This window comes from Nocardia sp. NPDC058244, from assembly GCF_042882065.1.
Taxonomy (GTDB): domain Bacteria; phylum Actinomycetota; class Actinomycetes; order Mycobacteriales; family Mycobacteriaceae; genus Nocardia.
The window spans coordinates 195639-218731 of record NZ_JBHVWX010000004.1 but is presented as its reverse complement, the minus strand read 5'-3'; the positions used below and the strand labels follow the sequence as shown (position 1 = coordinate 218731).

The following is a 23093-nucleotide window of genomic DNA, read 5'->3' as shown; positions in this document are numbered from 1 at the left end:
ATGCGGGCACTGCTGCCGACCTGGTCGGAGTGGAAGCCCGCCTTCCGGGCGCCGGGCACGGATCTGATGGCGGGGCTGATCGTGGCGCTGGTGGCACTGCCGCTGGCGCTGGGATTCGGCATCAGTTCCGGGCTCGGCGCCGCCGCCGGTCTGGCGACGGCGATCGTGGCCGGTGCGCTGGCCGCGGTGTTCGGCGGCTCACGCTTTCAGGTGTCGGGACCGACCGGCGCCATGACCGTGGTGCTGGTGCCGATCGTGCACGAACACGGCGCGTCCGGGGTGCTGACCGTCGGGCTGATGGCGGGTGTGTTGCTGATGGCGCTGGCCTTCGCCGGTGTCGGCCGTGCGGTGCGGTTCATGCCGGCTCCGGTGATCGAGGGATTCACCGCGGGGATCGCGGTCGTGATCGCGCTGCAACAGGTTCCGGGCGCGCTGGGGGTATCGGGAGCCGAGGGCGAGAAGGTCTGGCAGTCGGCCTTCGACGCCGTGCGCCGGTTCGCCGAGCATCCGGACGCGACCGCGCCGGTGACGGCACTCGTCGTCGCCGTGGCGATCCTGATCGGGGGACGGTTCCTGCCGAAGCTGCCGTTCGCGCTGGTCGCCGTCGTCGCGGCGACGGTCGTCGCGAGCGTTTTCGATCTGCATCTCACCCGGATCGGGGCGATCCCGGCCGGGCTGCCCGCGCCGTCGCTCGACTTCGTGCAGTGGGGCGCATTGTCCGGGCTGCTGCTGCCCGCGCTGGCGGTCGCCGCGCTCGCCGCCCTCGAATCGTTGCTGTCGGCCACCGCGGCCGACGCCATGGCGGTCGGCACCCGGCACGATCCCGATCGCGAACTGTTCGGCCAGGGCCTGGCCAATATCGCCGCGCCGCTGTTCGGCGGTGTGCCCGCGACCGGCGCCATCGCCAGGACCGCGGTCAATGTGCGGTCCGGTGCGAGGACGCGGCTGGCGGCGCTCTTCCACGCGGTGGTGCTGGCCGCGATCGTCTCTCTGGCCGCCGGGCTGGTCGCCGACATCCCGATCGCGGCGCTGGCCGGTGTGCTGCTGGCAACCACGGTGCGGATGGTGGAAGCGGCGTCGCTGGCCGCGATCGCCCGCGCGTCGCGGGGGGACGCGATCGTCATGGCACTCACATTCCTCGTGACGGTGGCGTTCGACCTGGTCACCGCGGTGGTGGTCGGTATCGGCATCGCGCTGGTGCTCGCGGTGCGCGCGGTCGCGCGGGAGGCGAGCATGCAGCAGGTACCGCTGGACGAGGGCGACCATCTCGGCGAGGAACACGACCTGCTGCGCGACCATATCGTCGCCTATCGCATCGACGGCCCGCTGTTCTTCGCCGCCGCTCACCGCTTCCTGCTGGAGCTGTCCGAGGTCGCCGACGTGCGGGTGGTGATCCTGCGGATGTCGCGCGTCACCGCCCTCGACACCACCGGCGCCCTGGTCCTCGCCGACGCCGTGCGCAAGCTCCAGCACCGCCACATCACCGTGCTCATGTCCGGACTGCGCGACGACCATCGCGCCCGCCTCGCCACCATGGGCGCGCTGCCCGCCGGCGGCGACGACGCGGTGTTCCCCGACACCGGCACCGCCATCGGCTATGCCCGCCGCTTCCTCCCCACCCACCGAACCCACTGAGCACGAGCGCCACCCGGCACCACCCGGCCACTGGGTGCCGCAGCCATTACGCGGCATCCACCGTGCAGACAGCTGGAGCATCTCCCCCACCGCGACTCGGGCCGGGAACCAGCACGCTGGTGGACGGCACACCTCGCGTGACTCCGGCAACGGAAAGCAGCACGGCTGGGCGGCAGCACGGCGGAGCGGCAGCACGTCGGAGCGGCAGCACGGCGGGGTTCGACCGGCTGGCGGAGCCGGGGCCGGGGCCGGGCAGTGGCGCGACGCCGCCGTGAGCACGATGTCGATCCGCTGGTCGCAGCGGCGTATCCGGGGCGGTGCGCGGAACCGGCTGTGGGACAAGGGAGCCCGCGTCTCACGCGAGGTCGGTGCGGAACTGTCTGCGGTAGGCGGTCGGGGTGCGACCGGTCGCGGCGCCTAGGTGGGTGCGCAGGCTCACCGTGGCGCCGAGGCCGCGTGATGGCGCGACGCCGACGTGAGCGCGATGTCGATCTGCCTGCCCCAGCGATTGTCCGAGGCTGGTCGTCGAACTGGCTGTGGTGCAAGGGAACTCGCGACTCAGGTGGGGTCGGTGCGGAACTGTCTGCGATACGCGGTCGGGGTGAGGCCGGTCGCGGCGGCTAGGTGGGTGCGCAGGTTCACCGTGGTGCCGAGGCCGCGTGGTGGCGCGACGCCGAGTGAGCGCGATATCGATCTGCCGGTCCCAGCGGTTGTCCGAGGCGGGGCGTCGAACTGGTTGTGGTGCAAGGGAACTCGTGGATCAGGCGGGGTCGGCGCGGAACTGTCTGCGATACGCGGTCGGGGTGAGGCCGGTCGCAGCGGCTAGGTGGGTGCGCAAGTTCGCCGTGGTGCCGAGGCTGCTCGCGGTGGCGACCCGGTCGATCGGGAGGTCGCTCGCTTCGAGGAGGCGGCGGGCGTGGTCGAGGCGGCGGGCGGTGAGCCAGGACAGTGGGGTGCAGCCGAGTTCGGCGCGGAAGCGGCGGTGCAGGGTGGCCACGCTCACGCAGGCGTGGGTGGCGAGGTCGGCGACCGTGATCGGTTCGGTGGCATGGTGTTCGGCCCATTCCACCGTCGGCGCCAGGGACGGACCGGGGTCGCGGGGCACCGGGCGGTCGATGAACTGGCGCTGGCCGCCGCGGCGGTGCGCGGCGAAGACCAGGCGGCGGGCGACCGCGGTGGCGATCTCGGTGCCGTGGTCGCGGCCGACCAGGTACAGGGCGAGGTCGAGGGCCGCCGCGCTGCCCGCCGAGGTGAGGATGTCGCCGTCGTCGATGAACAGCACGGCGTCGTCGACCGCGGTCTCCGGGAAGCGGCGGCGGAACTCGGCCGCCCACTGCCAGTGCAGGGTGACGGTGCGGCCGGTCAGCACCCCGGCCTCGGCGAGGGTGAACGCCCCGCTGCACATACCCACCAGCCGGGCGCCACGGGCGTGCGCGCGGGCGATCGCCGCGAGGACGGCTGGATGCCGTGGGGTACCGGTGTCGGGGCGGTTCGGGACGATCACGGTGTCGGCGGCGTCGAGCAGGGTGAGGTCGGCCAGGCCGGTCATGGTGAAGAAGTTCTGCCGCATCGGCACCTCGCGCCGGTGCGCGCAGAGCCGGAAGTCGTAGAGCAGGCCGCCGATCTCGGGCCGCTCGATCCCGAACACCTCGGTCATGCAGGCGAGCTCGAACGGATTGGACCCGTCGTCGACGAGCGCCGCGATGCGGTGCAGTCCCGGCTGCGAGAAATCTTGCGACATGTGCCATTCATCGCACTGTTCGGCCCGCCACCGCAACCGCGACGATGAGGCATGACCGATCGACCGATGAATATCGACACCGCGCTCGCCAGCTTCGACACCCTGTGGAGCCCGCGCATCCTGGCCCGCGTCAACGACTGGGATGTCCGCCTGGCCAAGGTGCGCGGCGAGCACCTGTGGCACGCCCACCACGACACCGACGAGTTCTTCCTCGTCCTCGACGGCACCCTCGACATCGGCCTGCGCGCACCGGACCGTCGAATCACCCTGCACCGCAACGACACCTACGTCGTCCCGCGCGGCGTCGAGCACCGCCCGTCCTCGACCGAGGGCGCCACGCTGCTGCTGTTCGAACCCGCGGGCACCCTGACCACCGGTGACTATGCGGGCGAGGTCCCCGCCCACATCACCGCCACCACCGGCACCGCGCTCACCTGAGGCGGGACACCCCCGGCCGATGACCTGAGCGCACCGATTCCACGCCCCGGCCGAATACGGCAGCGGCGGCGCTGCCCAGCCGGACTGGAGGGGTCGGAGGCCACGGGCCGACCGCAGAAGGGCAGCGCAACCCAGCCGGATGGGGCCGGAGGCCGAACACAGAAGGCCGGCGCTGCCCAGCCGGACTGGGGTCGGAGGCCACAGGCCGAACACAGAAGGGCAGCGCAGCCCAGCCGGACGGGGCCGGAGGCTGAACTCAGAAGGGCAGCGCAGCCCAGCCGGACGGGGCCGGAGGCCGAACACAGAAGGCCGACGTAGCCCAGCTGGCCGGAGGCCGGAGGCCGCACGGCCGAGATCCGCCGGACCGGGCGCGATCGTCACGACCGCAGCGGAGGTTCGTCCGGTCAGCCCGCGGTCGCGGCGAAGTACGCGGTGCGCACGGCGACCTCCGGCGGGGGCGGGAAGTCGGGGTTGCCCGAGCCGAGCGGGCCGACCTGCACCGTCCACGTGCTCGACGACGTGTCGACCGCGGTGCGCGCGTTCGCGGGCTGGAGCACCACATCGTGGCTGCCACCGTCGCAGGAGTACGCGCCGACCAATCCGTCGGAGCGCCCACCCCACGCACCGCCGACCCGGATGCGGCAGTGCCTGCCGTCGGCCAGTTCCAGCGCCCACGGCTCGGGCGACTCGGTGCGGCCGACCGGCGTGAGCTGCGGTGTCACCGTGTAGCGCCGCAGCGTGCGCTGCCAGGGATCACTCGCGCAGAGCAGGGTGGTGTTGCCCGGCGGTGCCCAGCAGACATCGGCCGAGTCGGCGGACGCGCCGCAGCCGGAGTAGATACCGGGGGTGTTCCCCGAACGGCTGGGTTCGGCGTATTTGCAGTCCAGCGCGCCGTACGGATCGGGGCTGACGATGGCGAAGCCGTCGGTTGCCTGCCCGGCGGCGGTCACCGCGACGACCGAGACGACGGTGGTCGCCGGGCCGGACGGGGCGAGTGTGATCTGGCCCGAGGTGACCGGCGCCCCGGGGGCGGTCGTCGGGCCGGGTGTCCCTGGCTGCCCGGACGCCTGAGTCGGCGTCGCGCCCGACGGACCCGGCAGCCCGGTCGCCTGGGTCGGCGTCGCGCCGGACGGTGCCGGTGGCGCCGTCGACTGGGTCGGCGTCGCACCCGACGGTTGCCCGGTCGGCGTCGCGGAATCCGGCGACGACGAACATCCGGCGAGAACGATCAGCGCCGCGCCCACCGCACCGGCAACTCTTGCTCGAACAGTCATAGCCACCCCTGGGTTCGACGAGCCCGACCTACGCGTTGTCCATCGACCGTCAGCGCGAATCCGTTAACTGGGCAACGCGGTTCGGGCGTCGCTGGCCCCGACCACCTTCGCCGACAGCGACCGGATCGCGTCGCTCTCGGCCGCGTCGAGCCGGTCGACGAACACATCGCGCACCAGCTCGACATGCTCGGGCGCGGCCCGGCCGAGCACCGCGCGACCCTCCTCGGTCAGCGAGACGACGATCCCGCGCGCGTCGTCCTCGGCGGGCCTGCGGTCGACGAGCCCGCGCGCGGCCATCCGGGCCAGCTGCTTGGACAGCCGGGACTTGTCCCAGCACACCTCGCTCGCCAGTTCCTTGGCCCGCAGGCACCCGTTCGGCGTGGCGGAGAGCGGCACCATCAGCTCGTAGTCGGCCATCGACAGGCCGTGCTCGGCCAGCCCGGCCGCGATCGCCGCGTCCAGGCGCTGGCGCATGCGGATATAGGCCTGCCAGGTCTGCTGCTCTTCCTCGGTCAACCATCGGGTCACGGGAATGATCCTAGAACCTATTTGGTTGACATGGAAACAAAGCACGTGACCGACCAGGAGGCGCATCCCATGCCCGCAATCACCGTCGACGACATCATGGTGCTGCCCCGGCTGCCCCGGCCCGATGTCACCGAGACCCAGCGACCCGTCCGCCAGATCGTCACCGCCGCGCGCCAGCAGGAAGGCGCGGGCTTCGAGGTGACCCGCCCGTTCCCGAGCATCGATCTGCGCTCGGCCGACCCGTTCATCCTGCTCGACCAGATGGGGCCCGTCGCCTACGAGCCCTACGAGGCCAAGGGCGCGCCCTGGCATCCGCACCGCGGCTTCGAGACCGTCACCTACATGCTCGATGGCACCATGGTCCACCACGATTCCCAGGGTGGCGGCGGCGTCATCAGCGAGGGCGACACCCAGTGGATGACCGCGGGTTCGGGCATGCTGCACGACGAACTGCCCGAGGAGAAGCTCGTCATCTCCGGCGGCACCTTCCACGGCATCCAGCTGTGGGTGAACCTGCCGCGGGCGAACAAATTCGCCACCCCGCGCTACCAGGACCTGCGCGCGAGCGAACTGACCCTGGTCAGCTCGCACGACGGCGGCGCGCTCGTGCGTGTCATCGCCGGGGAGCTCGGCGGCTTCGCCGGTCCCGGCTCCACCTACACCCCGATCGCCTACGCGCACGCCTCGCTGGTACCCGGCGCCCAGCTGGAGACGCCGTGGCCCAAGGACTACACCGCGATGGCCTACGTGCTCTCCGGCAGCGGCACCGTCGGCGTCGATCGCAGGCCGATCAGCGCCGGCCAGCTCGTGGTCTTCGGCAAGGGCGACGCCATCACCCTGACCGCCGACCGCACCCAGCACAGCAGCACCGGCGATCTCGAGGTCCTGTTGCTCGGCGGAATGCCGTTGCGCGAACCCGTGATCCAGTACGGACCGTTCGTCATGAACACCCGGGAGGAAATCATTCAGGCCATGGAGGATTTCCAGGCCGGTCGAATGGGTACTGTTCCTGCCGAACATTCGACCGGACGCCGCCTGGGCGAATAACCGACCGCGATTCGCGGCGATTGGGGGCACCCGCGCGGTTGACAACCGGACGCCCCGTTCACGATTGTGGACGGGGCCGCCCGGGGTGCCAAGTGTCCGGGCCCACAACCGAACCGCAGCAGACATCGAGGAATTCATGAACGTTCGCCGGCTCTCCGTGAGCCTCGCCGCCGCAGGTCTCACCCTGCTCGCCGTCCCCGCCGCCCACGCCGATGTGGTGTCGGGCTCGGCGGGCACCGGCTCCTCCAGCTTCGACTCGCTCCTCGGCGCGACCGGCTCGGCCAACCTGGTCCAGTCCGGCTCGGCCGGCGGTGCCTTCCGCAGCTGCGACGACGCGATCGCGGCCGGGCGCGCCCCGCTGTTCCGCGGCGAAGCGGGCTACTCCCCCCACCTCGACCCCGACGGTGACGGGCTGGCCTGCCCCACGCAGTAGTCCCGCGCTCGAACAAGAACACCCGATGTGGCTCGGCCACATCGGGTGTTTTGTTTCGCCTGCTGGGTCAGCGGCGGAAGATCTTGACCAGGACCAGGCCTGCCACCAGGGCACCTGCGCCGATCAGCGTGTATTTGACCTTCGGCTCGTTCAACTTGGCGACCACGATCGCCTTGGTGTCGTCCGCGATCCGCTGTGGATCGGCGCGCACCGCCAGTTCGTCGAGCGTCGTCGCCAACCGGGCGCGCGCGATCTCGATCTCGCGCTCGATCCGGTCGGTGTCGTCCTTGGCCACCGTCACCTCCAATATGTGTCTGCTGCTCGCCGACGAGTCTATCCATGCGTTCGCCGGACCCGGTCGGTTACCGTGCGGTGGTGACCGACAACCATCGCCTCTCCCCCGGAGACACCGCCCCCGCATTCACACTGCCCGACGCCGACGGCAAGGACGTGTCGCTGTCGGACTACCGCGGCCGCAAGGTGATCGTCTACTTCTACCCGGCCGCCAGCACCCCCGGCTGCACCAAGCAGGCCTGCGATTTCCGCGACAACCTCGCCGAACTCGGCGGCGCAGGCATCGACGTCATCGGCATCTCGCCGGACAAGCCGGCCAAGCTGGCCAAGTTCCGCGACACCGAGGGCCTGACCTTCCCGCTGCTGTCCGATCCCGAGCGCGACGTGCTCAAGGAGTGGGGCGCGTTCGGCGAGAAGATGATGTACGGCAAGACCGTCACCGGCGTCATCCGCTCGACCTTCCTGGTCGACGAGCAGGGCAAGATCGAGCTCGCCCAGTACAACGTCCGCGCCACCGGCCACGTCGCCAAGCTGCGCCGCGACCTGTCGGTGTAGTCAGCCGCCGAAGGTGCGGATGAACACCTCGTAGCCGTCGAGCAGGCGAGCCAGCCCGAACTCGAAATCGGCTGCGCTCCAGTCGATATCGTCGGCGTCGAAGGCGGAGGCGGTCAGCGCGGCCGACACCGAGGGAAAGCGCTGCGGGTCGAGCACCCGCGCGAGTACCGAGGCGAAGTCGCCGTCCTCCTCCGCCTGCAGGTCGCGCACGGCCCGCCGCTTTCCCACCACGAACATCGACAGGTTCATCACCAACTGGAGCTTGACCGGCTCGGGCACCGCCGTCTCGCCGAGCACCCGCAGCCCGGCGTCGAGCCAGGCCATGTTGTTGGGCCCCAGTGGCGGCCGGTTCAGCGGGATGTCGACCCACCACGGATGTCTGCCGATCCGCTCGAACTCCGCGCTCGCCCACTGCTCGAGCCCGGCCCGCCACGGCGTCCCGGCCGCGATCACCGGCGGCACGCCGACCACCCGGTCCAGCAGCAGGTCTTCCAGCGTGTTCTTGCTGTCGACATAGCGATACAGCGACATGGCGGTGAAGCCGAGCTGCTTGGCGACCCGGCCCATCGACAGCGCCGCGTAGCCCTCCGCGTCGGCCACCTCGACGGCGGCGTCGAGGATCTGCTCGAGGGTCAGCGTGCGCCGGGGTCCGCGGGTGCCGGGCTGACCCAGCCCCCACATCAGCTCGACCGCCTTCGGTAGCGCCGCGTCCGTCATCCACTCTTCTCCTCCGCTCGGGTCGACTCTAGCGGGACCACTCTTGCGCCGATTAACTGCTTACTCTATAAACTATGTTTATCTCATAAACAGTTTCTCGATCGGAGAACTCATGACGCTCGAACCAACGCCCGCCCTCTCGGTCCGTCGGCTGCGCAAGAGCTTCGGCGCGCGGGTCGTGCTCGACGACCTCGAGCTCGAGGTCGCGCCCGGCACCGTCTTCGCGCTGCTCGGACCCAACGGCGCGGGCAAGACCACCCTGGTCCGCATCCTGGCCACGCTCGTCCGGCCCGATCAGGGCGACGCGCACGTCTTCGGGCACGACGCCGTGCGGGCGGCCGACACCGTGCGCGGCCTGATCGGCGTCACCGGGCAGTACGCCGCCGTCGACGGCGTCCTCACCGGTGCCGAGAACCTGCGGCTCACCGGCAGGCTGCTGCACCTGGGCACCGCCGAGACCCGGCGCCGCGGCGCCGACCTGCTCGACCGCTTCGACCTCGCCGACGCCGCCGACCGGCCGGTGTCCGCCTACTCCGGCGGCATGCGCCGCAGGCTCGACCTCGCCATGAGCCTGATGGGCAGGCCGCGCCTGGTCTTCCTGGACGAACCGACCACCGGCCTCGACCCGCGCAGCCGCCGCGACCTCTGGACCGCGATCCGCGACCTCGCGGCCCAGGGCACCACCGTCTTCCTCACCACGCAGTACCTGGAGGAGGCCGACCAGCTGGCCGACCGGATCGCCGTGCTCGACGGCGGGCGCATCGTCGCCGACGGCACGCCGGAGGAACTCAAACGGCTCGTCCCCGGCGGGCACCTCCGGTTCCGCTTCGCCGACCAGCGCCTGCTCGCGGCCGCCGCGCACGCCGTGGGCGACCAGGCGGGCCACCTCGACCCCGAGCAGCTGACCCTGCAGGTGCCCTCGGACGGCAGCGCGGTCGAGATCAAGCGGCTGCTCGACCGTTTCGCCGAGCTCGACATCGCCATCGACCAGCTCAGCGTGCACACCCCCGACCTCGACGACGTCTTCTTCGCGCTGACCGGCCGCGCCCACCGGGCCGCGTCGGCCGCCTGAACTCCCACGAAACGAGACCGACCATGACCACCCAGTCCCCCGTGCGCATCGCCCAGGACTCGATCACCATGCTGGACCGCAATATCCGGCACACCGTGCGCAGTCCCGACACGATGATCATGACCATCGCGCTGCCGGTGATGATCCTGCTGATGTTCGTCTACGTCTTCGGCGGCGCGATGCAGGCGGGCCCCGGCCCCTACATCGACTACGTGGTGCCCGGAATCATCCTGCTGTGCGCGGGTTTCGGTGCCTCCACCACGGCGGTGGCGCTGTCGACCGATCTGGCCGAGGGCATCATCGACCGGTTCCGCACCATGGCCATCGCCCGGTCGGCGGTGCTCACCGGCCATGTCGCCGAGAGCGTGCTGCGCAATCTGCTCACCTCCGCCGTCGTGATCGGGGTGGCGGTGGCGCTCGGCTTCCGGCCGACCACCGATCCGCTGCGCTGGCTCGGTGTCCTCGGGGTGCTCGCGATGTTCGTCTTCGCGCTGTCCTGGCTCGCCGCGGCGCTGGGCCTGCTCGCCCGGAATCCGGAGGCGGCCAACGGCTTCACCTTCTTCTTCATGTTCCTGCCGTACGTGAGCAGCGCGTTCGTGCCGACCGAGACGATGCCGACCTGGTTGCACACCTTCGCCGAGCACCAGCCGGTGACCCCGGTGATCGAGACGATGCGCGGGCTGCTGATGGGCACGCCGATCGGTGACAGCGCGCTGCTCGCCGTGCTGTGGTGCGCGGGCATCGCGATCGCCGGATATCTCGCGGCCGGTATGCTGTTCCGCCGCCGGACCAGCGTCTGACCGACGAGCAAGGGGCCGCGCGACGAATCGCGCGGCCCCTTTCCCGTGTCGCGGGCGGACTAGTCGGCCGAGGCCGAACGCGGGCCCTCCGGCACCGGCGCCTGGGCGGGCTGCATCCCCATCGGGATGCCGGTGCCCGGCAGGGTCGGCGCCGCGGCGGGCGTCTGCGGGACGACCGGTGCGGCGGGTTCCAGCGGCAGCGGCTCGTCCTGCGGCGCGTCACCGTAGAGCTGGGTGGGGTACTCGAGCGGGAACCGGCTCGGGTCGACCAGCTGCGGATTCGGCGACACCGTCTCGTACGGCGAGGTCGTCGACGGCTCGGCCGCCGGGCTCACCTGCAGGCCGCTGCTGGAACCGACGCCGCCGGTCGAGCCGGTCTCCGCGGACCCGGTGTCGGCCGTCTCGTGCAGCTGCGGCCCCGGCGACGCGACCGGCTCGGCCGGATGCGCACCGGGCTCGGAGGACACCGCGGTGTTGTCGACCGCCTGCGGCCCGCCGTTCATCACCGCGTACGACCCACCGGCGACGAGCCCGCCTGCCAGCAGGCTCGCGGCCGCGGCCACCAGCGCCGTGCCCCGCTTGGAGTGCGCGGCGGCGGCCACCGGCACGTCGACGGAATCACCGAGCGCGACCAGCGCGGCACCGGCGGCGGGGGCGAACGGCGCGAGCCGGCACGGCAGCACCGGCACGCCGAACCCGGCGGCCGCCTCGCGCACCGCGGGCGCGTCGGCGGTCGAGCCGACCAGCACCACCGCGCCCGGCTTCACCCCGGCCGCCTCGAACTGGTCCCAGGCCGCCGACACACCGGCGCGCAGCGCGTCGGGGGTCGGCGCGCCGGTCTGCGCGGAGGCGGCGAGCACGCGATGCCTGCCGGGATCGAGCAGGGTCATCGCCTGGTGACCCGGCACGGCCTCGTAGACCAGCAGATTGTCGAATTCGTCGAGCCAGGTCATCGCGCCCGCGACGAACAGATGCGCCGATTTGGCCGAGACCAGCGACGCCGTGCGCCACGGTGTCGACGCCAGCCGGGTGACGATCGCGCGCCGCTCGGCGGCATCGCGGTAACTCACTGCCACTCCGGCGATCTCGTGCTCGTCGTCGAGTTCGGCGGCCATCGTGTCCAGCGCGGTCTGCACCGCGACGGCGACCTCCGCCTTGCTGTCCCCGCCCGCACGCACCGTGCGCCGCAGCAGCATCCGGTCGGTGAGGGTCGCGCCCGACTCGGCGAAGGCGACCGCGTGCACGGCGCCTCGCTCGGTGCTGACGCCGAGGGTGATCACAGATCCTGCAGCCACAAGTCATGCCTTCCCTGTGCGAAACGATGCGGGACGGGACCGCACGGGGCCCATCACTTCGCGGTAGGTCGGTTGCGACGAGAGATCGCCGCGAATAAGCGTGCGGATGCACGCACGCTCATCTGATGATTCGTCACCAGCTGTGGCATGGATGGGAGGAATTTCGCCCAGTTGTTGACACGCTGTCGGTAGACGCGTGTCGGGGATGTGTGTATACCGCTAGCCTGGATGGGTGGAAGTACACGCGCAGGCCCGGTCCAAGCAGAGCCGTCCGGACCCTGCGCTGGAATTGCAGGACGACCCGCAGGAGCTGATGCCGCGCAAGCGGCCCACCCAGGAACGCAGCAAGCGCAAGTTCGACGCGCTGCTGGCGTCCTCGCGCGAACTGCTCGTCGAGGTCGGTTTCGAATCGTTCACCTGTGAAGAGGTCGCGCAGCGCGCCGAGGTGCCGATCGGCACCCTGTACCAGTTCTTCGCCAACAAGTACGTGATCGTCTGCGAGCTCAATCGGCAAGACCTGGTGGCGGTTTCCCGTGAGCTCGCCGATTTCCACGGCGAGGTGCCGTCGCTGGACTGGCTGCGGCACATGAACCAGTTCGTCGACCACCTGGCCGGCCTGTGGACCACCGATCCCTCGCGGCGCGAGGTGTGGCTGGCCATGCAGTCGACCCCGTCCACCCGGGCGACGGGCGCGCTGCACGAGAAGGAATTCGCCGAGGTGGTCTCGCAGATGCTGCGGCCGCTGACGCCGCGCACCCCGCGCGCCCGGCGCACGATGATGGCCGAGGTGCTCGTACACGTCGTCTACTCGATGCTGAACTTCTCCGTGCAAGACGAGCAGTCCAACGCCGACGCGGTCGCCGAGCTGAAGCGCCTGATGGTCGCGTACCTGCTTGTGGCGGAAAAGGAATCGCGCACCGCCACGGAGTGACGGTGCGCGATGTCTACCGGGTAGTTTCCCTACCCTCGATCAGATCGGCGAGTTCGCCGGGATCTTCCAGTACCACCATGGCCGCGGCCGTGTCGCCGTCGTGGGTCAGCGACAGATGGACGCGGGCGCGCGGCAGGAACTCCGCGGCCAGGCCGTGCAGCTTGATGCTCGGCCTGCCCCAGGCGTCGTTCACCACCTCGATCAGCGGATACGGGTTGTCCCCGATCTGCGGGCTGCGCGCGAAGCGAGACGATGCCCAAGCCTTGAGCACCGCCTCCTTCGCGGCCCAGCGTGCGGCGAAGCTGCGGGCCGGGTCCGTCTGCTTGCTCTGGCAGTAGCGGCGTTCACCAGCGGTGAAGCTCTCCCTGAGCATCGTCGTCCCCGACCGTTGCAGCTGCTCGGCGAACTCGGAGATGGTCACCAAGTCCAAACCGATTCCGAGAATCGTCACGAAGCGGCAGCCTACGACGCTTCGGTCGACTGCGGAGCGGAACCGATTCGCCCGGTGCCGCAACCCCATCCGTTCGCCTGGTACACACCGTCGCCGTCGAGCCTGGCCTCCGGCGAGAGCAGCATGTCGGCCTCGAGCTGACGGATCTGCTTGGCCGGGGTGCCGTCGGCGCCCAGGCGGCGATCCGCCGGCTTCTCGTACAGCGCGCCGCCACCGCACATCGCCTCGGCGAAGCGCTGCCGACCGGCGAGCTGACGCGCCTGTGCCCGCTCCTGGTAGTCGGCCCGCGCCGCCGGGTCGATCGCGGCCAGGAACGCCTGCGGATGCACCACCGCGAGCAGACCCGACACGTGGCCGAAGCCGAGCGAGGTCACCAGACCGGCCTTGAGCGCGAACTTGTCGCCGAAGCGCAGCGGCTCGCGCGCCCACACCAGGTGCGGGTAGGCCGACATCTTCTCGTCGACACAGTCCAGGCTCCGGTTCGGCGGCACCACACCGTTTTCCAGCACCTGGCACAGGCCGATGAGCTGGAAGGCCGCCGCGCCGCCCTTGGCGTGGCCGGTGAGGCTCTTCTGCGAGACCACGAACAGCGGGGCGCCGTCGGTACGGCCCAGCGCGCCGGCGAGCCGCTCGTGCAGCTCCGACTCGTTGGGATCGTTGGCGGCGGTGGAGGTGTCGTGCTTGGAGATCACCGCGATGTCGTCCGGGGTGACGCCGAGCTTGCGCAGTTCCGCGGCCAGTCGCGAGCCGCTGCCGCCACGACCGGCACCCAGCGCGCCGAGACCCGGTGCGGGGATGGAAGTGTGCACGCCGTCGGCGAAGGACTGCGCGAAGGCGAGCACGCCGAGCACCGGCAGACCCATCTCCACGGCCACGTCACCGCGGGCCAGCAGCACGGTGCCGCCACCCTGCGATTCCACGAACCCGCCGCGACGGCGGTCGTTGGCGCGGGAGAAGTAGCGGTCGCTGATGCCCTTGGCGCGCATGGCCGCCGAGTCGGCGGTGGCCGACATGTCACCGAAGCCGACGATGCCCTCGATACCGAGATCGTCGTAACCACCGGCGACCACGACCTCGGCCTTGCCGAGCCGGATCTTGTCGACGGCTTCCTCCACCGACACCGCCGCCGTGGCGCACGCCGCGACCGGGTGCACCATGGCGCCGTAGCTGCCGACGTAGGACTGCACCACGTGCGCCAGGGCGACGTTGGGCAGGGCCTCCTGCAGGATGTCGTTCGGGCGCGGCTCGCCGAGCAGGTTGTCGACGTAGAGCGAGCGCATCGAGGACATGCCACCCATGCCGGTGCCCTGGGTGTTGGCCACCAGGCTCGGGTGCACCCAGCTCATCAGCTCGTCGGGGCTGAAGCCCGCGCCGACGAACGCGTCGACGGTGCAGACGATGTTCCACAGCGCGACCCGGTCGATCGAGGCGGCCATGTCGGCGGAGACGCCCCAGATCGTGGGGTCCCAGCCGGTCGGGATCTGGCCACCGACCACCCGCGACAGCTTCGCCTTGCGCGGCACCCGGATCTCGGTGCCCGCCTTGCGGGTGACGGTCCAGTCGCCGGAATCGGCGACCGGGGTGATCACCGTGTGCTCGGGATCGGCGGTGTGGAACGCGCGGGCCTCGGCCTCGTTGGCGACGGTGAAGCTCAGGTCCTGGTCGAGGAAGACCGAGGTGAGCAGCGGCGCCGCGTTGTCGAGCATCGCGCCGTCGTCCTCGTAGCGGCGCACGCCGCAGCGCTCGACGACGGTGTCGTGGTAGCGCTCGGCCAGCTCCGACTCCGGCACGAAGTCCCCGGATTCGGTGTCGTACCAGCCCGGCTTCGGGTCGTTCTCCCAGCGGATCAGACCGGTGGTCCAGGCCAGCTCGAGCACGCCGGCGGCGGAGAGCTTGTCCTCGACCTCCATCTCGAAGCGGGTGCGCGAGGAACCGTACGGGCCGAGCTCCGCCGCACCGACGATGACGACCATGTCGGCCAGGTCGGCGGTCACCGCACCCCACTCCGGCACCGGCAGCGCCGAGCTCAAAGTGGGCGGCGCGGGCAGCGCGGCGATGGTGGCGGCGGTGCTCGCCTCCTCCTCGCTCGCGGCCGCGGCCTCCTGGGCCTGCTTGGCCAGTGCGGGCAGGTCGAGCTTGGCACGCGCCAGACCACCGGTGAGGTCGATCTGCTGCGGGCCGGTCTCGGTGACCTGACGCGCCCGCGAGGTGCACCACTTGAGCAGCTCGTCGGCCATCTCGGTGGTCGACCAGGTGTGCACGCCCGCCTTCTCCACGGCCTCGACCATCGGGTCGTTGTGGCCCATCAGCCCGGTGCCGCGCACCCAGCCGATCAGCGCGTGCACCATGGTGACCCGCGCGGACCACGACTTCTCGGCCCGCCAGCGGGTGACCACCGCGTCGAGCGCGGCCTTGGACTCGCCGTACGCGCCGTCGCCGCCGAAGAGGCCGCGGTTGGGCGAACCCGGCAGCACCACATGCAGTTTCGCGTCGACGTCGTGGTCGGCGCCGAGGGCGGACAGGCCGCCGATCAGCCGCTCGACCGACCAGAGCAGAACCCGCATCTCCATCTCGGCGCGGGCGCCCGCGTCGGCGAGATCACCGGCGACGCGCGGCGCCGCGAACGGCAGCAGCAGCGTCGGGGTCATGGCGTCCTTGACCTTGATCTTGGCGCCACCGGCGTTGTCGACCTGCTCGGTGCCGACCCAGTCGATCAGCGCGTCGAGGTCCTGGTAGGAGGCCATGTTCGCGGGGACGACCCACAGCGCCGCGCCGTGGCGGGCGTTGTCGCGGTAGAGCGCGCGGTAGAACCGCAGCCGCGCGTCGTCCAGGCGCGAGGTGGTGACCACCACGGTCGCGCCACCCGAGAGCAGCCTGCCGGTGACGGCGGCCGCGATGGAACCCTTGCTGGCGCCGGTGATCACGGCGACGTCGTCGGACCACAGACCGGGGTCGGTGGTGTCGAGGGCGGCGTCGGCGATCTGCGCGTACACCCCGGCCAGCACCGAGCGGGCCTCGTGCATGGCCCGCTGACGCCACCAGTTCGCCTGCGCGGCAACGGCCGCACCGGCGCCGACGTAGCCGCCGATCGACAGCTCCGCGGTGGCGGCGTCGTCGCCGAGCCACATGGTCGCGAGGTCCTCGCGGGCGGTGGCCCAGCGGTCGTCGATCAGGACGGCCTTGCGGGCGTCGAACGCCGGGGCGACCAGGCGCGGCCAGTCGGTGCCGAGTTCGGCCGAGACGAGGTCGACGAGGGTGTCCTCGGTGGCCTCGGGCGCGCTGACCTGCTCACTCAGGCCGAGCTGCTCGAGCACGACCCGGGCCGCGGTGGCGAGCACGCCGTCCCGGCCGGTGATCTGCTCGGTGAACTCGCCCAGTGCCGCCGCGTCGACGGTGCCGCCGGACGCGCCACCCGCCGAGGGCAGCGACACGGCGACACCGCGGCGCGCCGCCACCGCCTGCACGGCGGCGTCGATGGCCGCGTCGACCGAGGCGGCGTCGGACAGCGCGCCGCCGGCGAGCCCGCCGAGGTCGCCGCCGCGCACGCTGGCGCCCTCGCGGGTGCCGAGGGAGACCTCGGCGGTGACGTGGCTGGCCCAGCCGTCGCCGAGTTCCCAAGTCTTCTTGACCCGGTCGGCGATGGCGGCGGGCCGCTTGCCGGAGGGACCGAAGACCTTGCGCAGGTGGTCGCCGATGGCGTCGGTGAGCACCGTGCCGAACGGCTTGTAGGTGCGGGCCAGGCGCTCGACGGTGCCCGCCAGGGCGCCCATGTCGGCGTCGGCCGCGCCGTCGATGGCGCCGAGCGAGAGCTCGGAGCCGAGGTCGACCAGCAGCTGGTTGCGACGCGAGGACACGCCGTCGCAGAGGCCCTCGATGGTGTCGACCGGGCCGATCTGGTCCAGCCGCAGCTTGGTCCACAGCGCGATGAGCACCCGGGTGGCGTCGGCGGCGGTGAAGGAGATGTCGTCGGGACGCGGGCCACCGGTGGCGACCGGCGCCGCGGCGACCGGTGCGGCCGCAGCGGCGGGAGCGGCCGCGGGCGCCTCGGCCGGGGTCTCCTCGATGTCGTCGACCGGCGCGGGATCGGTGTCGGTGGCGTAGACGACCGCGGCGTCGCGCTCGACGTTGACCACCTCGACCGTCGCCCCGCCGAACGCGGGCAGCTTCAGCGTCTGGGAGGCCAGGTTGGCCACCGTCGGGGTGGCGCCGAGGCCGATCTCGACGAACCGCTCCACGCCGAGGCCGCCGTGCGCGGCATCGGTGAACAGCAGGTCCTGGGTCTCGATCCAGCGCACCGGGCTGGCGAACTGCCAGGCCAGCAGCTCGATCAGCACCACGCGGCACAGCTCGGCCTCGCGGTCGGCCCAGCTGTCGAAGTCGGCCAGCACCGCGGCGAGCGGCTCCGACGGCACGAGTTCGGCGATCTCGGTGAGGAACTCACGCCGCAGCGAGAACGGGCGCGGCACCAGGTTCGGGATGTAGCGGCCGACGAGCACCTCCGGGTGCACCTCGGCGGGCAGCAGCTGCTCGAGCTTGTGCCGGAACTCCGGGACGCCGTCGCGCAGCACCGAGGAATGGAACGGCACGTCGATGCCGGGCACCAGGATGAACGCGCGCTTGCCACCGAATTCCTCGCGGCGGCGGTCGATCTCGGTCTCCAGCGCCTCGAGCCCGGCGACCGTGCCAGCGATGGCGTACTGCGAGCCGCGCAGGTTCAGGTTGACGACCTCGAGGAACTCACCGGTCGCCTCGCCGATGCCGTTGACGAAGTCGATGACCTCGGCGTCGGGCAGCCCGATCTGCGACGGGCGGATGGCGGCCATCCGGTAGTCGCTGCGGCCCTTGGCATCACGCGGGACCAGCTCGTGCATGGCCGAGCCACGCTGGAACACCACCTCGAGCACGGCCTCCAGCGGCAGCACCCCGGCGACGGCGGCGAGCGCGTTGTACTCACCGACCGAGTGACCGGCGAGCATCGCGCCCTCGACGAAGGCACCGGCCTCGCGCAGCTCGGCGACCTGGGCGACGCCGAGGGTCGCCATGGCGACCTGGGTGAACTGGGTCAGGTGCAGCACGCCGTCCGGGTGCCGGTGCTCGACACCGCGCGCCTTGAGGTAGGTCGGGTTGTCGCGCACCACCGCCAGGATCGAGAAACCGAGGGCTTCGCGGGTGTGCGCGTCGGCACGCTCCCACACCTGCTTGGCCGCCTTCGAGCGGGTCAGCGCGTCCAGACCCATCCCCTTGCGCTGGATGCCCTGGCCCGGGAAGGCGTAGACGGTCTTCGGGGCGGCGGTGCGCCCGGTCGCGGTCATGACCAGGTCACCGTCGACGCGGCAGGAGACCTCGATGATCTCGCTGCCCGCGTCCACCGCGATCCGCTCCACCCGCACGTCCACGGTCGCGCCGGGGCGGACCATGCCGAGGAACCGGGTGGTCCAGGCCGTGAGAGTGCGTGCGGGAAGGGAGCTTTCGGGATCCACGGCGACGACCGCGTGCTGGGCGGCGGCCGAGAGCCACATGCCGTGCACGATCGGGCTGCCCAGCCCGGCCAGCTTGGCCGCGGCGTCGGAGGTGTGGATCGGGTTGTGGTCACCGGAGACCGTGGCGAACGCGTGCATGGCGCGCGGCGCGGTCATCGAGACGTCACGGCGCCGGCGACGCGGGGTGTCGGTGGCCTCGGCGGAGACCGCGCCGGCCGCGCGCGGCGGATCGGTGAGCTCGCCCGCGCCGTTGCGGCCGCGGATGGCGAACCGCTCGACCAGCCGGGCCAGCGGGGTCGGCTCGAGGCCCTGATCGAGGATCAGGCCGACGTTCACGGCCACCTCGACGACCCGGCCCATGTCGGTGTCGACGACCGCGCCGCTCTCGGCGCGCACGACGAGAATGCCGGTCTCCGAGGGCAGTTCGGTCAGCAGCTCGATCTGGTGGTCGAGGTGGACCAGGTCCAGCATGCCCTCGATCACCGAACCGCCGTTGCCGGTGCGGGCCGCGCCGAGCACCGCGAAGACCGCGGGCCAGCAGGCACCGACCAGCACGTCGGGCGCGGTGCGGCCGAGGGTGCTCAGGGTGGCGGGCAGACCGGAACCGGTGACGCCGGCGTGATCGGCGACCAGGTCCGGCATCCAGGCCAGGTTCAGGTGCGCCACACCGGATTTCACCTCGGGCAGCGACTGGCCGGCGGCCACGCCGAGCAGCGCCGACATGGCGGTCTCGGCGTCGGCCTCGGTGATCACCGGCGCGCCACCGGAGTAGACGCTCACCGGCACGGTGATGCGGATCTTCACGGCGTCGCGGCCGAGCAGCGGCACGGCCAGCTCGACGTAGCTGAATTCGGCTTCGGGACCGGAGATCTCGGTCAGCGTCGCGCCGGTGCCCTGATGCACCGCGCTCCCCTGCTCGACGATCCACTCGGCCTGCGCGCCGAGCCGGTGCACCGGGTTCACGGTGGTGCGCCCGGCCCACTGCACGTCGGGAGCCGCGAGCACGGTGTCGAGCGCGCCCGCCACCACACCGGCGACGCGCCGCGCGTCGACCGGCGCGGGCACGACGCCCGCGCGGACCAGGCTGTAGGCGGTGTCCTGCTCGAAGCGGTCGAGCAGCTCGCCGACCGGCTCGTCGACCCGGGTGATCCCGGCGACGGCGACGGTGCCGGGGATGACGCACACCTGGTCGGCCGAGTAGCGGGGGTCATGGGCCTGCCACAGCGAATCCGAGCGCCACCAGCGCCGCACGTCGCCGTCGACGACGGGCACGAAGTTCACCGGCTTGCCCGGGGTCTTGCACAGCGCGACGAAGAACGGCACGTCGGCCGGGTGCAGCACGGTCTCGGCGACCGAGGGGTACTGCTTCTTGAGCGCGCACAGCGCCTGCACCGGGTGCTCGAAGGCCTCGTCGTCGGCGAACAGGGTCTCGATCTCGCCGCTGTCGGCGGGGTGCAGCCGGGCTTCGGTGCGCCGCATCATCTCCGCGAACCGGTCGCGCCAGCTGATGTCGAGCCAGTCCGAGCGGGTGGCGTCGATGATCGCGTCGCCGATGTCGCTGCCGCAGTCGAACGAGATCGGGACCTCGCTCGAGACCGCCAGCGAGACATAGCGTTCCAGCCACTGCTGGTAGGTCATGGTGGCGACGTCGCCGAAGTAGGGCTTGGCGGTGGCGTCGAGCGCCGCGATGATCTCGGCGCGGCGGGCGGCGACGGCCTCGGCGTCACCGGCGACCTCGTCGAGCAGGCGGCCGGTGCGCGAGGCGGCGTTGTCGATCTCGTGGATGTCGGCGCCGAGCTGGCTGCGGCCCGAGGCCATGCCGCCGTTGGCGGTGCCCGCGCCGACCCAGTCGGGAGTGCCGGGGGTGTCGACGAGCAGCTGCTTCACCTCGGGGGCGGTGGTCGCCTCCAGGGTGGCCATGGCGGCGGTGCCGACCAGGACGCCGTCCAGCGGCATCACCGGGTAGCCGTGGGCGGTGGCCCAGGTGCCGGTCAGGTAGTCGGTGGCGCGCTCGGGCGTGCCGATGCCGCCGCCGACGCAGACCACCACATTGGCCCGGTTGCGCAGCTCGGCGTAGGTGTCGAGCAGCAGGTCGTCGAGGTCTTCCCAGGAGTGGTGCCCGCCGGCCTTGCCGCCCTCGATGTGCATGATCACCGGGTAGTCCGGCACGGCGTCGGCGATCCGCAGCACGGCGCGGATCTGGGCGACGGTGCCCGGCTTGAACGCGACGTGGCTGATGCCCGCCTCGGTCAGCTCCTCGATCAGCGCGACGGCTTCCTCGAGCTCCGGGATGCCCGCGGTGACGATCACGCCGTCCAGCGGCGCACCCGCCGCACGCGCCTTCTGCACCAGGCGCTTGCCGCCCAGCTGCAGCTTCCACAGGTACGGGTCCAGGAACAGCGAGTTGAACTGCACCGCGCGACCCGGCTGCAGCAGCTGACGCAGCTCGGTCATCCGGTCGGCGAAGATCTGCTCGGTGACCTGACCGCCACCGGCCAGCTCCGCCCAGTGCCCCGCGTTGGCCGCGGCGGCGACGATCTTGGCGTCGACGGTGGTCGGGGTCATGCCCGCCAGCAGGATCGGCGAACGGCCGGTGAGCTTGGTGAACGCGGTCTCGACGACGATGCGACCGTTGGGCAGCCGCACCGGCTTCGGCGCGAAGGCCGACCACGGGGTGGCGGGCTCGGGCGCGGCGCCCGGGGTGAGCAGGCTGCGCTGGCCCGGACGGGTGGCGGCGGCGATCACGCCGACGCCGGTGCCCTTGAGCGAACCGCCGGTGATCCGGGAGAGCAGGTCGCCGGGGCCGAGGTCGAGAATCCACTCCGCGCCCGCGGCGACGACGCCGTCGACGGTGGCGACCCAGTCGATCGGGTCGACCAGCACCTGCTGGGCCAGGGTCGCGGCGAGATCGGCGTCGAGCTCGCACTGGCGGGCCCAGCCGGTGACCAGGTCGACGGTCTCGGCCAGCGCCGGGTGGTGGAAGGCGACGTCGACGGAGATGTCCTCGAACACGGGCGCGAAGACCGCGCCACCGCGCGCCTTGCTCTCCCGCTCGCGGGTCTGCTCGTCGTGCAGCTGCGCGCAGCGCACCCGCACGCGATCGATCTGGGCCGGGGTCCCCGACAGCACGACGCGCCTGCGGCCGTTGCGGATCGAGATCACCGCGGCGCTCGCGGGGTCGACACCCTCGGCGACCTCGGCGACGATCGCCTGCAACTGCTCCGGATCGACATTGGACACCGCGACCATCGGCGAACGCTCGCCGATCGGCATCAGCCCGCGCCTGCGCGCGACCAGCCCGGCCGCGGCACCGATGAACTGGGCGATGGCCAGCAGCTCGGCGTCGCGCTCACCACGGGCCTCGACCGCGGCGGCGGCCAGCAGACCCTGCGAGTGCCCGACGATCGCGACCGGCGCGTGCTCGGTCGTGTCCAGGCCCTGCAACCGCAGCGCCTTGATGGCCGCGAGCTGGGCGAGCAGCACGCCCGGCATCGAGACCGCGGCCGAGCGCAGCACCGCGTCGGCGGGTGCCGAGGACGGCTCGTCCGGCTCGTCCAGCTCACTCTCCAGCATCCAGCCCATCGGGTCGAAGCCACCGGGGCGGACCACCAGCAACTGCGCCGCAACCGGCTCGACCAGCGCCTCGGCGGCGTGCACCAGCGCGGTCAGCTCGGATTCGAGCGCGCTGTCGCGGCCGATCTCCTCGAGCTCGCGCAGCCACTGCGCACCCTGCCCACCGAACGCCAACGCGTACCCGGCCCCGTTGCGCAGCTGCTCCAGCAGCGCTGCGCGGACACCCGATGCCTGGCCACGACCACCAGCTTTCGCGGTCGACCCTGTGCTAGTCAGGGCGTCTGCAGCCCGGGCGGGAGTGCTCGATTTCGCCACCGAACCTGGGCCCATCTCGGTGCTCTCGTTGATCGTCAAGACGCTCGACTTCCTTCTCCTGGCGCTCCGCCCACCGACGGCACGCACACGTATCCGGCAGCCCCTCGGGCCTGTTGGCAGCCACGATCGCACAAAATCATGAGGAAAGCCTCACGTTTCCCGCCCCGACGGCAGCTACCGCCGAGTATTTTTGTACGCCAGTACCAATTTTTTCTGAAACATGACCCCGCCTCATGTTCAAACCGCAGGTCCAGCCTGTTACTTCGCTTCGCAAACATGAGTGGCCCTCATGTTGAGGTTTATCAAATCGTTATAACCCCAGGTCGTGTTACCGACGAGTACGCCACGCCGCCCGAACGCTTCGCGAAGCCGGATTTGCCCGGTAGAGTTTGGACGGTCGTACACATCCAGCGCGAGTGGCGAAATTGGCAGACGCGCCAGATTTAGGTTCTGGTGTCCACGGACGTAGGGGTTCAAGTCCCCTCTCGCGCACAGATTCCTGGCTTTCGAGCCA

The 23093-nt window shown here is 71.4% G+C and carries 16 protein-coding genes and 1 tRNA gene; 9 read left to right on the top strand and 8 right to left on the bottom strand.

All coding sequences use genetic code 11. From position 1 onward, the window contains the following. Positions 1-1635 (top strand): SulP family inorganic anion transporter, encoded by a 1635-nt coding sequence (locus ACFVW6_RS14075; RefSeq protein WP_378827784.1) that lies wholly within the window; start codon positions 1-3, stop codon positions 1633-1635. A 760-nt stretch (positions 1636-2395) separates the two neighbouring features. Here the strand turns inward: ACFVW6_RS14075 and ACFVW6_RS14070 are convergent. After that, the gene (locus ACFVW6_RS14070; RefSeq protein ID WP_378827786.1) at positions 2396-3376 is read right to left on the bottom strand and encodes a GlxA family transcriptional regulator; all 981 of its coding nucleotides are present in this window, start codon (positions 3374-3376) and stop codon (positions 2396-2398) included. Positions 3377-3427: 51 nt separating this feature from the next. Between ACFVW6_RS14070 and ACFVW6_RS14065 the strand changes: the two genes are divergently transcribed. Next, positions 3428-3814: a cupin domain-containing protein gene (locus tag ACFVW6_RS14065; RefSeq protein WP_378827789.1), complete on the top strand. Its 387-nt coding sequence runs from the start codon at positions 3428-3430 to the stop codon at positions 3812-3814. Between the two features lie 404 nt (positions 3815-4218). On the opposite strand, the gene ACFVW6_RS14060 is transcribed toward ACFVW6_RS14065, so the two are convergent. Then, positions 4219-5088 (bottom strand): hypothetical protein, encoded by an 870-nt coding sequence (locus ACFVW6_RS14060; RefSeq protein WP_378827791.1) that lies wholly within the window; start codon positions 5086-5088, stop codon positions 4219-4221. A gap of 63 nt (positions 5089-5151) precedes the next feature. Continuing rightward, the gene (locus ACFVW6_RS14055) at positions 5152-5616 is read right to left on the bottom strand and encodes a MarR family winged helix-turn-helix transcriptional regulator (protein WP_378827793.1); all 465 of its coding nucleotides are present in this window, start codon (positions 5614-5616) and stop codon (positions 5152-5154) included. 69 nt (positions 5617-5685) lie between these two features. Between ACFVW6_RS14055 and ACFVW6_RS14050 the strand changes: the two genes are divergently transcribed. Together ACFVW6_RS14050 and ACFVW6_RS14045 are read left to right on the top strand one after the other, a co-directional pair. Next, complete coding sequence (locus tag ACFVW6_RS14050) at positions 5686-6663, top strand: pirin family protein (protein ID WP_355276849.1); 978 nt, start codon at positions 5686-5688, stop codon at positions 6661-6663. 136 nt (positions 6664-6799) lie between these two features. Continuing rightward, positions 6800-7096, top strand: coding sequence for an excalibur calcium-binding domain-containing protein (locus ACFVW6_RS14045; RefSeq protein WP_355276847.1), 297 nt, complete (start codon positions 6800-6802; stop codon positions 7094-7096). A 67-nt stretch (positions 7097-7163) separates the two neighbouring features. Here the strand turns inward: ACFVW6_RS14045 and ACFVW6_RS14040 are convergent, their stop codons facing one another. Continuing rightward, positions 7164-7397 carry a DUF3618 domain-containing protein gene (locus ACFVW6_RS14040; RefSeq protein ID WP_373291758.1) on the bottom strand — a complete coding sequence of 78 codons (234 nt, stop codon included), beginning with the start codon at positions 7395-7397 and terminating at the stop codon, positions 7164-7166. Between the two features lie 74 nt (positions 7398-7471). Between ACFVW6_RS14040 and bcp the strand changes: the two genes are divergently transcribed. Further along, positions 7472-7945: a thioredoxin-dependent thiol peroxidase gene (gene bcp, locus ACFVW6_RS14035; RefSeq protein WP_355276845.1), complete on the top strand. Its 474-nt coding sequence runs from the start codon at positions 7472-7474 to the stop codon at positions 7943-7945. Here bcp and ACFVW6_RS14030 read toward each other — a convergent pair whose 3' ends face one another. Continuing rightward, positions 7946-8662: a TetR/AcrR family transcriptional regulator gene (locus tag ACFVW6_RS14030; protein WP_357348255.1), complete on the bottom strand. Its 717-nt coding sequence runs from the start codon at positions 8660-8662 to the stop codon at positions 7946-7948. A gap of 112 nt (positions 8663-8774) precedes the next feature. On the opposite strand from ACFVW6_RS14030, the gene ACFVW6_RS14025 reads away from it, so the two are divergent. Together ACFVW6_RS14025 and ACFVW6_RS14020 are read left to right on the top strand one after the other, a co-directional pair. Beyond that, complete coding sequence (locus ACFVW6_RS14025; RefSeq protein WP_378827798.1) at positions 8775-9734, top strand: ATP-binding cassette domain-containing protein; 960 nt, start codon at positions 8775-8777, stop codon at positions 9732-9734. A 23-nt stretch (positions 9735-9757) separates the two neighbouring features. After that, on the top strand, positions 9758-10534 hold the full coding sequence (locus ACFVW6_RS14020) for an ABC transporter permease (RefSeq protein ID WP_378827800.1): 777 nt from the start codon (positions 9758-9760) through the stop codon (positions 10532-10534). Between the two features lie 59 nt (positions 10535-10593). Here the strand turns inward: ACFVW6_RS14020 and ACFVW6_RS14015 are convergent, their stop codons facing one another. Next, a complete protein-coding gene (locus ACFVW6_RS14015; RefSeq protein ID WP_378827802.1) occupies positions 10594-11829 on the bottom strand; it encodes a hypothetical protein in 1236 nt (411 codons plus the stop codon). Positions 11830-12142: 313 nt separating this feature from the next. On the opposite strand from ACFVW6_RS14015, the gene ACFVW6_RS14010 reads away from it, so the two are divergent. After that, the gene (locus tag ACFVW6_RS14010; protein WP_355277186.1) at positions 12143-12760 is read left to right on the top strand and encodes a TetR/AcrR family transcriptional regulator; all 618 of its coding nucleotides are present in this window, start codon (positions 12143-12145) and stop codon (positions 12758-12760) included. Between the two features lie 13 nt (positions 12761-12773). Here the strand turns inward: ACFVW6_RS14010 and ACFVW6_RS14005 are convergent, their stop codons facing one another. Both ACFVW6_RS14005 and ACFVW6_RS14000 read right to left on the bottom strand, forming a co-directional pair. Further along, positions 12774-13211 (bottom strand): holo-ACP synthase, encoded by a 438-nt coding sequence (locus ACFVW6_RS14005; RefSeq protein WP_189032848.1) that lies wholly within the window; start codon positions 13209-13211, stop codon positions 12774-12776. An 11-nt stretch (positions 13212-13222) separates the two neighbouring features. Next, positions 13223-22618 (bottom strand): fatty acid synthase subunit beta domain-containing protein, encoded by a 9396-nt coding sequence (locus ACFVW6_RS14000; protein ID WP_378827804.1) that lies wholly within the window; start codon positions 22616-22618, stop codon positions 13223-13225. A gap of 371 nt (positions 22619-22989) precedes the next feature. On the opposite strand from ACFVW6_RS14000, the gene ACFVW6_RS13995 reads away from it, so the two are divergent. Next, positions 22990-23071, top strand: a tRNA-Leu gene (locus ACFVW6_RS13995). Positions 23072-23093 lie beyond the last annotated feature (22 nt).

What these genes read in the sequence shown, in the direction of transcription:
- ACFVW6_RS14065 (WP_378827789.1), top strand. Translation starts at nt 3,428, where the DNA reads ATGACCGATCGACCGATGAATATCGACACCGCGCTCGCCAGCTTCGAC.
- ACFVW6_RS14060 (WP_378827791.1), bottom strand. Translation starts at nt 5,088, where the DNA reads ATGACTGTTCGAGCAAGAGTTGCCGGTGCGGTGGGCGCGGCGCTGATC.
- ACFVW6_RS14045 (WP_355276847.1), top strand. Translation starts at nt 6,800, where the DNA reads ATGAACGTTCGCCGGCTCTCCGTGAGCCTCGCCGCCGCAGGTCTCACC.
- ACFVW6_RS14070 (WP_378827786.1), bottom strand. Translation starts at nt 3,376, where the DNA reads ATGTCGCAAGATTTCTCGCAGCCGGGACTGCACCGCATCGCGGCGCTC.
- ACFVW6_RS14020 (WP_378827800.1), top strand. Translation starts at nt 9,758, where the DNA reads ATGACCACCCAGTCCCCCGTGCGCATCGCCCAGGACTCGATCACCATG.
- ACFVW6_RS14025 (WP_378827798.1), top strand. Translation starts at nt 8,775, where the DNA reads ATGACGCTCGAACCAACGCCCGCCCTCTCGGTCCGTCGGCTGCGCAAG.
- ACFVW6_RS14030 (WP_357348255.1), bottom strand. Translation starts at nt 8,662, where the DNA reads ATGACGGACGCGGCGCTACCGAAGGCGGTCGAGCTGATGTGGGGGCTG.
- ACFVW6_RS14050 (WP_355276849.1), top strand. Translation starts at nt 5,686, where the DNA reads ATGCCCGCAATCACCGTCGACGACATCATGGTGCTGCCCCGGCTGCCC.
- ACFVW6_RS14010 (WP_355277186.1), top strand. Translation starts at nt 12,143, where the DNA reads ATGCCGCGCAAGCGGCCCACCCAGGAACGCAGCAAGCGCAAGTTCGAC.
- ACFVW6_RS14075 (WP_378827784.1), top strand. Translation starts at nt 1, where the DNA reads ATGCGGGCACTGCTGCCGACCTGGTCGGAGTGGAAGCCCGCCTTCCGG.